Annotated in this window: 19 protein-coding genes and 1 pseudogene; 11 read left to right on the plus strand and 9 right to left on the minus strand. The window is 40.2% G+C overall.

All coding sequences use genetic code 11. The features are described 5' to 3' along the window. Positions 1–37: 37 nt before the first annotated feature. The 4 genes and pseudogenes from ACF8FD_RS11740 to ACF8FD_RS11755 all read right to left on the minus strand — a co-directional run. Positions 38–394: pseudogene (locus tag ACF8FD_RS11740) on the minus strand (SDR family NAD(P)-dependent oxidoreductase); the annotation flags it as partial. A 173-nt stretch (positions 395–567) separates the two neighbouring features. Then, complete coding sequence (locus ACF8FD_RS11745) at positions 568–1,512, minus strand: esterase/lipase family protein (protein WP_392453410.1); 945 nt, start codon at positions 1,510–1,512, stop codon at positions 568–570. After that, positions 1,481–2,497 carry a hypothetical protein gene (locus ACF8FD_RS11750; protein WP_234304966.1) on the minus strand — a complete coding sequence of 339 codons (1,017 nt, stop codon included), beginning with the start codon at positions 2,495–2,497 and terminating at the stop codon, positions 1,481–1,483. The genes ACF8FD_RS11745 and ACF8FD_RS11750 overlap by 32 nt, the downstream gene beginning before the upstream one ends. 133 nt (positions 2,498–2,630) lie before the next feature. Beyond that, on the minus strand, positions 2,631–3,710 hold the full coding sequence (locus ACF8FD_RS11755) for a putative zinc-binding metallopeptidase (protein WP_234304965.1): 1,080 nt from the start codon (positions 3,708–3,710) through the stop codon (positions 2,631–2,633). Positions 3,711–4,109: 399 nt separating this feature from the next. On the opposite strand from ACF8FD_RS11755, the gene ACF8FD_RS11760 reads away from it, so the two are divergent. The 4 genes from ACF8FD_RS11760 (at position 4,110) to ACF8FD_RS11775 (ending at position 6,602) form a co-directional block, all read left to right on the plus strand. After that, on the plus strand, positions 4,110–4,601 hold the full coding sequence (locus tag ACF8FD_RS11760) for a hypothetical protein (protein WP_029575028.1): 492 nt from the start codon (positions 4,110–4,112) through the stop codon (positions 4,599–4,601). 320 nt (positions 4,602–4,921) lie between these two features. Next, complete coding sequence (locus ACF8FD_RS11765) at positions 4,922–5,044, plus strand: hypothetical protein (RefSeq protein ID WP_268843198.1); 123 nt, start codon at positions 4,922–4,924, stop codon at positions 5,042–5,044. Positions 5,045–5,048: 4 nt separating this feature from the next. Next, complete coding sequence (locus ACF8FD_RS11770) at positions 5,049–5,504, plus strand: CopG family ribbon-helix-helix protein (RefSeq protein ID WP_010326746.1); 456 nt, start codon at positions 5,049–5,051, stop codon at positions 5,502–5,504. Between the two features lie 75 nt (positions 5,505–5,579). Further along, a complete protein-coding gene (locus tag ACF8FD_RS11775) occupies positions 5,580–6,602 on the plus strand; it encodes an ABC transporter substrate-binding protein (protein WP_234304964.1) in 1,023 nt (340 codons plus the stop codon). A gap of 111 nt (positions 6,603–6,713) precedes the next feature. On the opposite strand, the gene ACF8FD_RS11780 is transcribed toward ACF8FD_RS11775, so the two are convergent. The 5 genes from ACF8FD_RS11780 to ACF8FD_RS11800 all read right to left on the minus strand — a co-directional run bounded on the left by ACF8FD_RS11780 (position 6,714) and on the right by ACF8FD_RS11800 (position 10,865). Then, positions 6,714–7,043, minus strand: a complete 330-nt coding sequence (locus ACF8FD_RS11780; protein WP_159128315.1) for a multidrug efflux SMR transporter — start codon at positions 7,041–7,043, stop codon at positions 6,714–6,716. A 17-nt stretch (positions 7,044–7,060) separates the two neighbouring features. Further along, a complete protein-coding gene (locus ACF8FD_RS11785; RefSeq protein WP_392453411.1) occupies positions 7,061–7,945 on the minus strand; it encodes a hypothetical protein in 885 nt (294 codons plus the stop codon). Continuing rightward, complete coding sequence (locus ACF8FD_RS11790) at positions 7,942–8,952, minus strand: isopenicillin N synthase family oxygenase (RefSeq protein WP_287166694.1); 1,011 nt, start codon at positions 8,950–8,952, stop codon at positions 7,942–7,944. The genes ACF8FD_RS11785 and ACF8FD_RS11790 overlap by 4 nt, the downstream gene beginning before the upstream one ends. Before the next feature lie 72 nt (positions 8,953–9,024). Continuing rightward, entirely contained in the window at positions 9,025–9,921 is an 897-nt protein-coding gene (locus ACF8FD_RS11795; protein ID WP_392453412.1) for an ABC transporter ATP-binding protein, read from the minus strand. After that, positions 9,921–10,865: an ABC transporter permease gene (locus tag ACF8FD_RS11800; protein ID WP_125273818.1), complete on the minus strand. Its 945-nt coding sequence runs from the start codon at positions 10,863–10,865 to the stop codon at positions 9,921–9,923. Before ACF8FD_RS11800 ends, ACF8FD_RS11795 begins: the two co-directional genes overlap by 1 nt. Before the next feature lie 185 nt (positions 10,866–11,050). Here ACF8FD_RS11800 and ACF8FD_RS11805 point away from each other — a divergent pair, with 185 nt between their 5' ends. The 7 genes from ACF8FD_RS11805 (at position 11,051) to ACF8FD_RS11835 (ending at position 15,184) form a co-directional block, all read left to right on the plus strand. Then, on the plus strand, positions 11,051–11,419 hold the full coding sequence (locus ACF8FD_RS11805; protein ID WP_004979554.1) for a hypothetical protein: 369 nt from the start codon (positions 11,051–11,053) through the stop codon (positions 11,417–11,419). Between the two features lie 3 nt (positions 11,420–11,422). Continuing rightward, positions 11,423–11,848 carry a hypothetical protein gene (locus tag ACF8FD_RS11810; RefSeq protein WP_234304959.1) on the plus strand — a complete coding sequence of 142 codons (426 nt, stop codon included), beginning with the start codon at positions 11,423–11,425 and terminating at the stop codon, positions 11,846–11,848. A gap of 127 nt (positions 11,849–11,975) precedes the next feature. After that, a complete protein-coding gene (locus tag ACF8FD_RS11815) occupies positions 11,976–12,227 on the plus strand; it encodes a hypothetical protein (protein ID WP_004693049.1) in 252 nt (83 codons plus the stop codon). Positions 12,228–12,260: 33 nt separating this feature from the next. Next, positions 12,261–12,986 carry a zeta toxin gene (locus tag ACF8FD_RS11820; RefSeq protein ID WP_234305094.1) on the plus strand — a complete coding sequence of 242 codons (726 nt, stop codon included), beginning with the start codon at positions 12,261–12,263 and terminating at the stop codon, positions 12,984–12,986. Positions 12,987–13,476: 490 nt separating this feature from the next. Continuing rightward, positions 13,477–13,893 (plus strand): YeeE/YedE family protein, encoded by a 417-nt coding sequence (locus ACF8FD_RS11825; RefSeq protein ID WP_234304958.1) that lies wholly within the window; start codon positions 13,477–13,479, stop codon positions 13,891–13,893. A gap of 2 nt (positions 13,894–13,895) precedes the next feature. Further along, on the plus strand, positions 13,896–14,318 hold the full coding sequence (locus ACF8FD_RS11830) for a YeeE/YedE family protein (protein ID WP_151836448.1): 423 nt from the start codon (positions 13,896–13,898) through the stop codon (positions 14,316–14,318). Then, a complete protein-coding gene (locus tag ACF8FD_RS11835) occupies positions 14,315–15,184 on the plus strand; it encodes an MBL fold metallo-hydrolase (RefSeq protein WP_234304957.1) in 870 nt (289 codons plus the stop codon). The genes ACF8FD_RS11830 and ACF8FD_RS11835 overlap by 4 nt, the downstream gene beginning before the upstream one ends. Positions 15,185–15,311: the final 127 nt, after the last annotated feature.

Below are 15,311 nucleotides of genomic sequence, written 5' to 3' on the forward strand. Positions count from 1 at the left end.
TTAAAGCTCATTAGCCTTTGACTAAACCACCATCCACAACTGCACCCTCAAATTGTTGTTGCATAGTTTCCCAGCGGAGCTCATGAACTTTTTGGCGGGCCTCACCATTAAACTCGAATTGAATGAGCGCATTATTAATCACGGCGTTGATATGCTGTCCAAAATGCTGAAAGCTTGCATCAAACATACTTTTGACTTGAGCATTGTCTGTAACATCAGCTTGGTAGATAAAAACCTGTTCGGGATACTGCTGAGCTAAGGTTTGCGCTGCTGCTTGGCTGTTCAAATAGTTCATGACTACACGAGCACCTTCATTGATTAAGGCGTGTGTAATCGCAAGACCTAAACCGCGTGCGCCACCTGTGACCAGTACAACTTGATTTTTAATGTGCATAATGTTTCCGAGCAGATAAATGCATGTATTTTTTAGATAAAGCAAGTATATCAAAACCTTTCCGTACCTGAGATTTTACAACCGCTGCTTTTCAAGTTTTCGATGCTCATTTAGCTGAGTTAGAGTATTCGGATAAAAATCGCCAAGTAGTAGAACATTTTTAGTACTGTTGATCATTGAGCCCGAGTTTGCTCAAGGTGTAACCTCAAAATACGCCGTAATTCTAATAATGTTTCTGCCTCCTCATGCACAGAGTGATTGCCTTTAATGATTTTTTCAGAGACAGCCTGTTCTAAATGTGAACTGGAATAGGGCACAATACCATCGCTTATGTCATGTATGTCATTGGTCTGACGGTGATTACCAATAATAGAATGATAAGGAACTGTGGATATAGGCATCATGTTACTGGTCAAAGCCATAAAGCGTGACTTTGGACTTAAGTCGTCAGGGCCAGATTGCACCATGCCTTTGGTGCTAGAGCTACCATTGAGCTGTATATCCACTTGGTTAAAGAAAGTGATCGGCAATTTCACCATTTCCATATACCAGCGGTCAGACAGTTCACTGCCACGGTGAGGCGCGGCAATAAAAATTGCACGTCCAATGGGTAAATCGGGATGAAATTGAAAACGTTCTTTGATTACGGGGTATTGTTGTAATCGGGTGTATTGCTCATAGTTTAACAGTGGAATCACTTGCTCAGAAATATCGTGCTCACTAATCAGTAAGCGACTAATGACGCCGCCCATAATATGTCCAATCAGCACGGCGTCACTGGCTGAGCGAGAGTTGGGTTGAACTTGTGCAAAGGCTTGTTTAAGTAGTGCATGAATCTGATAGCGGCTTTCAACAATTGGCATATTGGTTGAATAAAACACCTGCCATACCTGAAAGTTTTCTCGTAAAACTTTATCCCCCAAAATGTTATTGGTCAGATTGACCCAAATTTCAGGGCTGCTGGCGAGACCATGAATAAGTACAATCACTTTTTTATTCGGTTGGTAGGGTTCAAGTATATAGACATGTGGCATACGCAAGTGCTCAGTTTTATCGAGCAAGGTTAAGTAGCCTGTAGAGCCCAGTTTATTTTCTGCCAGCCAATAAGCAAAAGGCACAGAATAATTCGCCGTGAGAATGTATTTTTGTTGATGTTATGTCTACATACTTTTGCGTATAAGGATTAAATAGCTCAATCTCAAAAATGGCTTTGCCATTAAGCACATCTTCAATGCTGCTTTCAGGGTTTAATGGCTGTGCCGCTGCGGTTACGGACAAATAGCGTGCAGGATGGATATTGGGATTGGTTTGATTTTGATAAAACGATATCGGGTCAAGGATAAAATCATTTTTATGAATAGGATCCGCTTTAGTCACAACCACGAACTCTGCGCCCAGACCATCTTGACGGTTGACTTGATAAAAACCCGAGAAGTTTAAATTATAACTGGATTGAACTCGGTCAATGGTTTTACTTTTCAGTTCAGGATAGTGTTCTAAATTTACAATATATTGACGTTGTTGAACGTTGAGTTGTGCGGGAACTTGATGAAAAGGTTGTGTACGGTATGCCATGGTAATTAAACGTGACAATGCGACATTGTAAAAAGTGCGGACATGCATTTGTCTTTGATCAAAAACCCGGGTACTTGGGCTTTCTTGCATTTTAAATAAATACACATAGCTATAACGTAAACTCTGGTCGAAGGCCTCAAGGCTCTGTTCTAAGCAGTGATTGTTTTCACTGTGTGGCTGTGCGTGGGTACAGTTGTGTTGTTTTGAGAGCTCTAAAGCTTGAGCCAAATACAGTTCACTTAAAGCGGCATAGCGTTCATCTGCAGCAATATCTGTTTGTGTGTTTAAGCGCTTCAAGCATGTTTCAAATTCAGCGCTGCATTGCTGTGGCGTCAGGCTGAGTAATTTGAGTAAGCTGGTGGTTTCCGCACTCAATTGGTCATGGGTTAAGATATTTTCAGACTTGCTACGAATAGCTTGATGGATGTTATTTTCTTTAACTTTGACCAACTGGCAGGCCGGCAGTAAAACAATCGTTAGCCCTAAAATGATTGGTCGCGTGAAAGTATGATGTCTCGTTAAAAGCATAGTTTTTAGCACGGACGTTATCTATATAGGCTAAAGATGTCTTTCATTTTAAGATAATTTCTAACGAGTTACATCCAAATTCGGTCCAATCTTTTGTGTCCCTAGACATAACTTAAGAACGCTTATATTCAGCTCAAGCAATTTGGCGAGCAAAGGCTTTGCCCAAAACATGTTTATGTATAAATCGTAATTTATCGAGGACTGGTCCTGAGAGCGTAAAAGGATAAGCATCTTCTAAACCCATACTGCGATTTAACGCATTTAAATTAAAAGTTAGTGTCATCCATTGTTTGAGGAGTACATCAAAATCTTGAGCGCCGATTGGATTTTCATAAAAGCTTAAGTCATGGGTATCTTTTCGATTATTGCGCACAATTAATCCTGCATAGTAAGCGGTTTCCAATGTGTCCATCATGTGTAAATAGTGTGCCCAGGTTTCTGCCCAGTCTTCCCAAGGATGTGTGCTGGCATAAGAGCTGACATAAAACTTGTCCCAGTTTTGCGGTGCGCCATCTTCATAGTGGCGTTGTAGTGCTTCGTTATAATCTTGACGCTCATCTCCAAAATACTGACGGAACTCGTCGACCAGCTCAGGATGTAGCGATTTAATGAGGTCAAAATAATAATGCCCACTTTCATGACGGAAATGCCCCAAAAGCGTACGGTAGTTTTCACCCATTTTAATACGGGTCGTTTCCCTATAGATGACATCTGCTTCACTGGCATTGAGTGTAATGACGCCATTAGCATGTCCTGTCAGCACAGGGTGCCCTACTTCAGGCATGAGAAAATTAAAACGGAGTCCGTAGCGATCGTCGTCGTTATATTTGGGCCTTGGCATAATATTCAGGCGTTGCATTAAATACAGAAAACGCCGTTTAGCATGTTCGAGCCGTGACCAATAGACGATATGATCTGGGTTATCGAGAGTAGGAATGGTATATGTGAGTACACAAGACTCACAGTAGATGTCGTTGCTCTCTGCGGGAATAACCCAATTACAGACTTGATGATGCTGATAGTTATAACAAGGCTTATAGCGCTTCGTCTGGTATTTTTCATTTAGCGCTAACCAAAGAACAGGGTTATGCTGTTCAAAGCTCCCCATATCTTTTTCTGATGCAATATAACCGAGTGTAGTTTGGCAGCTCACACATTGTGAGTTGGCAAAAAAGACTTGGTTTTGACAGGATGCGCAACTAAAGAATTTCATCGGCGGCTATGTATTTGGTGAGCTTTTAGCACCAGTATAAAGGATGTCGATTCCCTTCGTCATGTTCTGTCATCTGTTTTGATAGGCTTGCAAAGTTGAGTATTCATTTGCATATAATTTGAAAAGTTTTTAGTCGTTCGTTTGATATACAGGTATAAGCGCGGTAGTGCTTGCCTAGATTGCATATTAGAAAGAATACATGTGCTTGGTTAGTAGCGAGCTTTTCAGTGGGGTTCTTTTCTTTCATATTTGTATAAAGAGATATAAATTTTAAAATTTATAAACTGAATGAACGAAAAAGCTTGATTTAGGTGCAGATTCGTCAAAAATAGGGACTGGGAAAAATCAAAGCTTCATTTTAGAATTTCAAAGCCTTTTAAGTTTCTGGGAGTAAATATAATGATAACGAACGTATCGCCAAAAAAATGGCTACTCATGAGTTTGGGGGCGATGTTGCTTTCAGGTTGTGCGACCACCTCTACAGACCCAAGTCGTCAAAATGTGGGGACCACAGGTTTACTCATTTGTGCGCAGAATGAGCTTTGTCCAGTGGTCACTGTGAGCTGGAATGAATCGAACAAAGAGCTGCTTAAGTTAAAAATTCATTTGAGCAGTACTTACAATAAATATGAGATTCATAAAGTTGAGTTTACAAATGAGAAAGACTTTCAAACTTTTGCTGTCACAGGGCCAACTGAGCATGATCATGTGTTAGGTGCCAACCGTTCGACCAATTATATTTTAGCGCCTGTAAATTTGATGAGTAAGTTAAAGGGAACGGATTCGATCAAGATGGATATTTATACGGATAGAGGTATTATCTCTCGATATGTGTATAAAGATGGCGTCTCAGCTCCAATTTTGGGTGAGTTCCAAAAAGTTTATCAATAAAAGAAAAAATCGCCATCTGGCGATTTTTTTTGCTTATAAGTGAGAGAAAACTAAAACTTGCGAGGACATAAGATTTCACTTCCAAAAGGTGTTTTGCCTATAGGGATGTAAACATTGGACCTTTGACGGATGAAAACTAAAGCTGAATAGCCCGAAATGCACTTTGATGTATCAATTTTAAAAATATAAATACATTTTGCACAAAAAATAAACTTTTTGATGCGCTGTTGCTGTCAGTCTAATCAAAAAAATTGGCATGTATTCTGCTTAGTTCTAGGTATTACAAAAACCTTTTTTGGTAATACCGAAAGGAGCAGCAAATGTCTAAACAATTTAAAGATGACTTAAATGCATTCTTCACTGTATTTAAACAGCTCGTGGTTGCCATCTTAAGTGCTAGAGCGGGCATTTATATCAAGCAAGACCCACCAAAAAAAGGATAAGCACGTGCCGAAACATAAATTGGCACGGATCAGCATCACTGTGCCTGAATTAACTGTCGATGCATTGGATCAGAAAATTGTTGATCAGCACTATGAAAGCCGTTCTCAAGCGATTGTCGACATGATCAATAAACATTTAATTGCGGATCAGGAGCAACGTAACGCCGTAATGGTGGGGACATTTACCTTGCTCTATGACGCCAGTGTCACGCCACTTAGAGTCCAATTGCTGGACTTGCAGCAACAGTTTTTAGAACAAGTGGTCAGTTCACTGCATATTCAGTTAGATGAGCAAAAAATTCTAGAAGTGATGATTTTGCAGGGCTTAACTACAGAGTTAAAAGCATTAAGCCAGCAATTCATTGCTTTGAAAGGTGTGATCAAAGGGCATTTGGAGCTGATGGATGCAGTGATGCCGCCGATTCCACAAAATGAAAAACAGAGCGCGTTGAAATCGTGACCATGTTCACCGCCCTCAATGACTCACTCTATACATAGCAAGTTTAAACATTTACAGCATCGGGAAAATTGCATCATGATTAAAAAAGCGTTCTTATCAGTTTCTATTGTTTCGACTATTTTATTGGCAGGTTGTGATAACACCGCCAAAATTCCTGAAACAAAAAACAGTGCATCTGAGAGCACAGCCACCAAAAACATCACGATTGGCTACAGTGATTGGCCGGGTTTTGTTGCATGGCAAGTGGCAATTGAAAAAGGTTGGCTAAAAGAAGCAGGGTTGAATGTTGAGTTTAAATGGTTTGATTATTCATCATCACTTTCTGCTTTTGCAGCCAATCAGCTAGATGCAGTACTGGTGACCAATGGAGATAATCTAGTCACAGCCTCTGGGGGCACTCAAGGTGTCATGATTATGGCGACAGACTATTCCGCAGGTAATGACGTGATTATCGCAAAAGATGGAATTAACAGCATTGCCGATTTAAAAGGCAAAAGTATTGCTACTGAAAAAGGCTTGGTTGACCATCTATTGCTAAGTACAGCACTGACAGATGCAAAAATTAAGACCAGTGACATTAAATTGGTCAATTCTATGACCAATGAGCTTCCACAAGTTTTTGCCAGTCCAGATATTGCTGCAATTGCGGTCTGGCAACCTGTAGCCAATCAAGCGTTGAAGTCTGTTGCAGGGTCTAAAATTATTTATAGTTCTAAAGATAAGCCAGGTTTAATTTATGACACGCTGACTGTAAATATGAGCCATCTTTCTGCCAATAAAGAAGATTGGAAAAAGATGATCCAAGTGTGGGATAAAACAGTCAAATATATTAATGACCCTGCAACACATGAAGACGCCGTGAAAATTATGTCTAACCGTGTTGGCGTTGATCCGAAACAATATGAACAATTTATTGGCGGGACGCATTTACTCGATTTGGCAGCCAATAAAATCGTATTTAAGAAAGGTTCAGGTTTTGACTCGATTTATGGCTCAAGCTACCACGTAAACAAATTCAACGTTGAAAATGGCATTTATAAAACAGAAATGGATGTTGATGGTGCAATTTACCCAGCTTTGGTTGAAGAGTTAAAGTAAGATTTCGTAGAAACTAAAAGCCCAAGTTAACTTGGGCTTTTTTGTATGAGTGTGTTTAAAAAGCAAAGAAAGATCTAATGTTAAATAAAGAGTAGATTTTAAGGCATGTATTTATAAATGCGTACTTTTAGAAAACACATGAATAATCACGATGCCGATAATCATAAAACTTAAACCAACAACTGCGGCAAAGTCGAGCTGCTGTTTAAAATAAATCCAACCGACTGTAGAGATCAGGATAATGCCTGCACCTGACCACAGTGCATAAGCTAGCCCCATAGGGATGGATTTAAACGTTAGACCTAAGAAAAAGAGCGCAATCGCATAACCAATAATAGTTAAAACAATAGGTAAAGGTGCAGTGAAACCATTGGTCGCTTTTAATGCAGAAGTCGCGAGGACTTCTGCAATCACGGCGATCAATAAATAGAGAAAAGCCATAGTTTATTAAAGCTCCCTTACGCAACCACGGTTGCATGATGCATGAGGTGATCTTGTTCTTGTTTCAGCCAATCCTGACTGTCCGCCGTGGTAGATGTTACATTTTGAAAAGCGTATTCAGGTTCATACACATCCACGACAAACACCAACTGATATGCTTCGCCATCGATCAATTTACGCTGTATGAGGGTTCCAGCATCAACGACTTCAAAACCATCTAGGATGAGTTGTTGTTGAGTCATTTGGGTGCAGCTTGAATATTGAATGAGCTGATCCTGAGTTGAAACTGATACTTCATAGCTTTCAATTTGATTTAAGTCAGAAGGACTTTGCTCCACATAAGAAAGAACCCCTAACGCGTCTATATTCTGTTGAATATGGGGTAAACGTGACTGTGCATATGCCATATGCTCACCGCAGATGATGAGACCGCCATCGAGTGAAATTTCTTGCTGCGTGGCAACATGTACGGCTTTGACTAAGCGTAGTCCTAAAAATAAACCTATACTGGCTTGTTGACGCCAGTCTTCAACATAGGCATTACTGGGTGAAAACTCCAAAATACAATTGCCAATGCTATGCAGGGTTGCAGGCTCAGGCCACTGGGTATGGTTCTGATAATTACTACTTAGCTCCCATGACAGTGATGCATTTTGTGCATCCCAATGCGTATAACCGACCCATGCTTGACGCTCTGTGATAGGTGTATCTGTTGCAGATTTGAGACGTAGGTCAATGGTGAAGCTCTTGGACTGAAACCAATACACAATCGTATTTTCATCGGTTAAACCATTGTAAAAGCTAATACTCTTACGCCGAAATGCGCCTATTAAATAGGTTGGCACACTGCCAGAAGCTGCTGTGAGAGGTTTTAGTTGACTTAAAGTTTCGAATAAATTCATGGGGTGTACTCCATGTTTGACTCAGTCAGACCAAAAGAATAAAGCGGAACGGCATTCTTTAAGACCAACTCACCACTGGCTACACGTTGTTTTAAATAATGAAAGGTTTGAGCCGTTTGATTAAACAAATGTTCTCCACCTGCCAGTGGCGCATATTTAGCTGGCTCATTTGTATTAATCGGTTGGATGACATAGTCATAGTCACAAGAAAAAAATAAAGGGAAGGAGTAGCGTTCTTGTTGGACTTTTTTGACCCGATGCTTGGTGGCTAAATATTTGCCATTGGACAAGATTTCCATCATGTCACCAATGTTCATCACCAAGGTATTTTCAAGCAGAGGAATATCAATCCACTCACCTTGCTTAGTGAGGACTTGTAAACCGGGTGCTGTGGGTAGTAATAAAGTAAAGCACTCATAGTCGGTATGTGCCCCGATGCCTTCTGCATCTGTCGCTTGAGGGTTATATGGATAGTGAATGAGGCGTAACTGACTGGGTGCATGTTGAATATGCACATCAAAAAAGTCTTCTTTTTGCTCTAAAGCCAGCGCAAAATTGCGAAACAGTTGATGACCAATGGCTTTTAAGTGCTGATAGTACTGTGAGACATGGCGTTTAAATGCGGGATCATCTGGCCATTGCGTCGGGCCAAGTAAGGGGAAATTTAGTGCAGATCCTTGATAGTCATAATTCACATCATAAGATTCTTTTAAATCGTAGCTGTTACTTGAAAACCGTTCTTCACCTATAGGCACATAGCCACTATGGTTCACCGATTTGCCAATATAATTTTGCATTTTGAGTGCGTCATCTTGGGCAAAATAATGCTCCGCGATGTCACATAACTGTGCAAATAATGCAGGTTGAAATTGATCACCTTTGAGGTAGAGAAAACCAACTTCTTTACAAGCCTGATCAAGCGCTTGAGCAACTTGCATACGGTCATCTAGATTTGGGCTATTTAAAAGGCTGATATCCACCAGTGGAAGGACATATTTATCTTGCATGGTAAAATCCTCGTGTTGGCCGTCCAACAGTGCATAAAACCTAAGGGTCGTCCCTCAGGCTAGATCAATGAATTATTTATGCGTACTAACTTGGGTCATACGTGGAATTTTGGGTAAATCTTCCAGTGCTGGATCGAGTTCTTCTTCTTGTGCATGTACTAAGAAATCGACCCGTTCTCTAAGTTGCTTAAAGGCAGGGCTGGACATCAGTTCAGTGTTTCGTGGACGGGGTAAATCCACTTCAATAATTTCTTTAACTTCCCCAGGATTGGCTTTAAGCGCGACGATACGATCAGCCAGTAAAATAGCCTCATCCATATCATGGGTTACAAAGATGATGGTGATATCAATGTTTTGCCATAGGTCCATCAGGTGTTTTTGCATTTTTTGACGGGTATGCGGGTCAAGCGCACCGAAAGGTTCATCCATCAGTAAAATTTTCGGTTCATTGACTAAAGCACGGGCAATCGCAACACGTTGCTTCATCCCGCCAGACAGTTGATGCGGATATTGGTTTTCATACTTCTCTAAGCCAATAATATTGATCCATTCTCGTGCAGCCGCTTCAGCTGAGGAATGACTTGCACCTTTCATCAGTGGACCAAACATCACATTTTCTTTAACCGATTTCCAAGGAAATAAGGTATAGCCTTGAAACACCATGCCTCGCTCTGGACTAGGGCCTGAAATGGGCTGTCCATCTACTAGCAATTCGCCACTGCTATAAGGGTCTAGACCCGCAACAACACGACTAAAGGTCGATTTTCCACAACCAGACGGGCCAATCACACAAATAAACTCTCGCTTATGAATTTTCAAATCGAGCTGATTTAAAATCGTGCGTGAGTTTTTACCATGCTGAAAAACTTGACTAAGTTGTTTGGCTTCTAAAATGACAGGACGTTGATAAATGTGATCAAAATACTGACGAGCATTGAATTCCGTCGTTCTTATATCTGTGGTTTTCATTATTTTGCTCCCGCTTTCCATTTAAACAGATGTTGTCCGAGCTTCATTAAAATCACATCACAGACCAAGCCAATTACGCCAATAATCAAAATCGCAGCATAGACATTGTCAAAGTTCTGGTAGCGTGCTTGCTGGGTAATAAACCAAGTGATCCCCGTGGTGGTGCCAATTAGTTCAGAGACAATTAAGTAGGTCCAAGCCCAGCCCAGCAAGACACGTAAATCACGGTAAATATCGGGTAACGCCGCTGGAATGACCACGTGAAATAGACTTTTTGCTTTATTCGTCCCTAGGGTATAACCCGCTTCAATCAGCCCGCGGTCTACCATACGCGTAGTATTGGCAATAATCAGAATTTGCTGAAACAGCGTCCCAATCACGATGATGGCAATCTTTGGTGCATCATTAATGCCTAATATGGCAACAGCCAGTGCACCAAAGGCAGGTGCAGGTAAGTAGCGAAAGAACTCAACAAAGGGTTCAGTGAGCTGGGAAATTTTGTTGGAAAAACCACATAAAATTCCCAACGGAATACCCACGAGTGATGCAATAAAGAAAGCACTGAATACAATTTTGATACTGTGCCAAAGACTTTGATGAAACCATGGCGCATCGGCTTGAGCTGGTGGTGTCGTAAATGCCGTCACTAAGGCTGTCGCAACTTGATGAGGTGCTGGTAAATAAATGGGATTGACCAAATTACCTTGTGGCGGTTCAGTGCCTGTATTGACGGCATTTTGTGCTTCGGCATAGAACACACTTTTGTCTACACGGCTACCGACTTGTAAAAAAGAGACACTGCCAGAGTTGGTGATTTGTACCTGAGGATGCCAAATAAAGGGCAAATAACTCACAGCACACCAAATGAGGATTGGTATTAGAAATGATCCAAAGCCCAGCAATATTTTGCTTTGAGGACTGAGTTCTCGCGCGACATAACCCATAGTTGCTTAGCCCCGATATTACTTTTTTTATAAAACGTAATACTGTTAAGCAAAATGAATGCCACATTTGTAGTGATATTGAGTGTTCACCTGTGTGCTAATTGTTTAAATAAAAACAGCCTTTGACCTAAATATGTTTTAAAATGCGCTATCGATAGATTGACGCTCAAAAGGGGCAGCATCGCATGGCACAAAAGTCACAACAATCTGCATTGAATGAATTGATTGCAGAACAAAAACTACTGTGTGAAGAATTTGACTCCGCCTATGTTGAAGTAAAAGGTGATGATGTCGTTGCTGTTGCTGTACAGACTTTAAATCAAGAGCCCATTGTCGGTTTACGTAAAAAGCCAGAAACTGAAGAGAATGTCGCTTGGTTCATCTATGGTGGTGAATTAGGTGAAGGACAAGACTTTTTTACAACCATGACTGTACGTGAGTTACAAGATATCTTGCCTGACGTACTTCCATACTTGGCTTTAAGTGAAGGTTATCGTTTTATGATTGATGGCGATGACTATGAAGACGTATGGAAAGAAGGCGATGAGTCTTAATACATGAAAAAACAAACATGGACGTTGCTTCGCCTTTCGTTATTTTTATCATCATTTCTATCAACCCTGAGTTATGCAGAAACAACGAAGCTAACTCAGGCACAGTATGATCAGAAGATGGCTGAATATACAGCAACTGTGAATTCAACTAAAACCGTTTTAGATGCAAAAGATAATCCAGCGACAGCAACAGAAATGAAAACCGCATTTTGTCAGCGTATGGATGCATATCATCAAATTGCTGCGCTATCTAAAGCCAATATTGAGTTAAGTACCGCTTCAGTGATGCTGATGGTGGCCAACCGTTACCTTGAGCAGCAAGAAAAAAGCCTGACCGATGCAGGGATGAATGAAAGTGCCTTCTGCCCAACGGCGAAAGCTTTAAAAGTTGAAGATACGAAACGATTAAAAAGTAAAGTAACCGAATAAGACAGCATGAAATTAGTGTAGATATTAAGATCTAATTTATTGTTTCAGGATGCTGTATAAATAGACAATGTCCTCGATTGTGTTAAGATAAATAAAAATCAACCATCGTTTGAGTAGGAGTTGGTGTATGGCAGCTTATACCGACATTAAAGTAGGCAAATATGAGGATGATATGATTCCTAAACTTGCCATTCATGCTTTTCATGATGCTTTTCAAAAAGCAACCACTCGTTCGTCTGTAGTTTATGCAAAAGCTGAACAGTTGGTTGAACGCGATATTCATGGCAATGAAACTGTTTTACAAGACTTAAGTCATGCTTATGTCGATGTAGGCGTTTTACCGACACTGACACGTAAAAAGAAACACGCGACCGTATAGATTGATATGCCACCTCGACAACCTAGAATAAGAATGTTTGCAGGGCCGAATGGTTCTGGTAAAAGCACTGTTAAAGATTACCTCTTGCCCCAACATATTGGGGCATATTTAAATGCAGATGAACTGGAACAAAACTTAAGACAGAGTCAACGCATTGATTTATTGCATTATCATCCTTCCTTAAAAGCTTCAGAGTTGGTCACTTTTCTAAAAAGTAAGAAGCGTCCTCAAGCGGCACAGTTCGTGGCCTTACTTGCGCATGAACCAATTGTGCTAGATGAATGGAAGATCGAGTTTAAAACCGAAGAAATTGATTCTTATCTCTCTGCACGCATTATTGACTATATCCGGCTTGAGTTTCTGCGCTTAAAAGTCAGTTTTACTTTTGAGACGGTCATGTCACATATCTCTAAAGTTGAGTTTCTCCGAGAAGCGAAGCGTCAGGGTTATAAAACCTATCTATATTATGTCTCAACAGTGGATCCACAAATCAATATTGCTCGGGTCAAGTATCGCGTCAGTGTGGGTGGTCATCCTGTTCCTGAGCAGAAAATTATTGAACGTTATTACCGTAGTATGGATCTGCTCATGAAAGCCATAGAGTGCTGTGATCGAGCCTACTTGTTTGATAATTCTTCTGACGGTATACAAGCGTCTTTTCTTGCTGAAATTGAAGCAGCTGAAACCCTAAAGATGAATGCCGCAGTGTCTAAGCTCCCAAGATGGTTTGCAGAACGGGTATTATCAGAATTTCAATAAACTGCTCAGAAAAAGAGCATATTATTTTATCCTTTTTCATGTGTCTGCCCGCATAAAAAAAATATTCAAAAGTCGCGAATGTGTTTTATAAACCCAGAATAATACTCATGATGTAGAGATGTACCCATAACTCTATTCAGTTTCTTAAATGAAAACTATAATGAAATAAAACGAGAGAAGTTAAGTATTTCTAATCTAAAAAAGGCCTGAATACAAAATCTCTCGGGGATATATTCAAGCTTTTTACGTTATTGTGAAGAATAACTATGTAAAAGAAATGCTTTAAGGTGTTATCTAAAAGACTAAAAGACTAAAAGACTAAAAGCTTCGATAACGAACAGATAGTAACCATTCAAATATCTAAATCTAGATGCAAGTGCCCGTAAACAGTGGTCATAGACGTGCATAGCATCGATAGATAGAAAGGGGGCTTGATTATTTTTTAATTAAATATATTATAAAAATATATATTGTTTTAGGGTGCTTACCAATGCATGATTTTGCGTGGTCTTTTATAGGTGGGATATTACTCGGCATCTCCGCCGTTGGATATTTATATACCAATGGGCGGATTGCGGGAATCAGTGGTCTGGTCTCACAAGTTTTAAACTTAAGAGGGATCATAAATACGCCTGCACTGTGGTTCTTATTGGGGCTGTTTATTGTTCCGTTTATATACGCAGCTTTTGTTCAGCCAGAAATCTATATTGAAGCTACACCTCTCATGTTAATCATTGCGGGCGTATTGGTAGGTTTTGGAACGCGATTAGGTTCTGGTTGTACCAGTGGGCATGGTATTTGTGGTATCAGCCGCTTATCCAAACGTTCAATCATCGCTACAATGAGTTTTATGTTCGCAGGCTTTATCACTGTGTATGTTGTCCGTCATATGCCTGGAGCAATCTAAAAATGAAAAATGTTTGGGCATTCATTTGGGGTGGATTATTTTCAACTGGGCTCATGCTTTCAGGAATGTCGAATCCTGCGAAGGTGATTGGCTTTTTAGATATTTTTGGGCACTGGGATGCCAGTTTAGCTTTTGTGATGATGGGTGCAATTGCGATTGCATTTATTCCTTTTCAAAAAGCTGTACGTCAGCCACATCCACAAACGGTTTATGGTGAAGCCATACAACTTCCTAAAAATACGAAAATCGACAGAAAACTGATCTTGGGAAGTTTGCTATTTGGTATAGGCTGGGGAATTGCGGGAATTTGTCCTGCGCCGAGCTTTACTTTGATTGGACTGGGCTATTATCAAGCGATCTATTTTATAATTGCGATGTTCGTCGGTGTGCTGCTACATCGTAAAGTGATGGAGAAAATGCCATGAAGCAAACCGCGCAAGTAAAAGCATTCTTTGATTCAGTGAGCAACACGTTTAGTTATGTGGTGAGCGATCCAGAAACCCAGTGTTGCGCCGTGATTGATAGTGTGTTGGACTATGATGCAGCATCGGCAACGACCAAAACAGAGCAGGCCGATTTAATCATTGCTTATATTCAGGAAAATAGCCTAAGCGTAGACTGGATTTTAGAAACACACGTACATGCAGATCATTTAAGTGCTGCGCAGTACTTAAAGCAAAAACTAGGCGGAAAAATTGCGATTAGTTATAAGATCGAGATCGTACAACAAACTTTTGGTGAGATTTATCATTTAGATATTAAGAGTTTAAATGCCACCCAGTCATTTGATTATCTTTTTGCAGATCATGAGATATTTTTGATAGGCAACATAGAAGCTTATAATATTCCGACACCAGGGCATACACCAGCGTGTCTCAGTTATGTCATTGGTGATACTGTTTTTGTGGGGGACACGTTGTTTATGCCTGACTATGGAACAGCACGTTGTGATTTCCCAAAGGGGAGTGCGGCGGTTTTATTTGACTCGGTGAAGACTTTGTATACATTGCCAGATCAAATGAGGATGTTCTTATGCCATGACTACTTACCCGAAAGTCGTGATCAATACCAATATGAAACATCGGTATATTCGCAAAAGCATAAAAACATTCATATCAATACTACAACGGAAAGGGTCGATTTTGTCGAGATGCGAAACCGCCGTGATGCAATGTTAAGCATGCCAAAATTGATATTACCCGCAATTCAAATCAATATGTTTGCAGGCAAGTTCCCTCAACCAGAAGACAATGGTATTTCTTACTTAAAAATTCCGCTGAATTATTTTTAAAATAGAAAAGTAGCAAGACTTAAGGCATTCGGCATCTTTTCACTTGCATAAAATCTGATTCAAAAATCTAATCTGATATTAAACAGATATGTACATCATGCCTTTAAATTTAGCCTAAGCAAAATTG

Origin of the sequence: Acinetobacter sp. TYF_19, assembly GCF_043105125.1 — a bacterium.
Taxonomy (GTDB): domain Bacteria; phylum Pseudomonadota; class Gammaproteobacteria; order Pseudomonadales; family Moraxellaceae; genus Acinetobacter; species Acinetobacter johnsonii.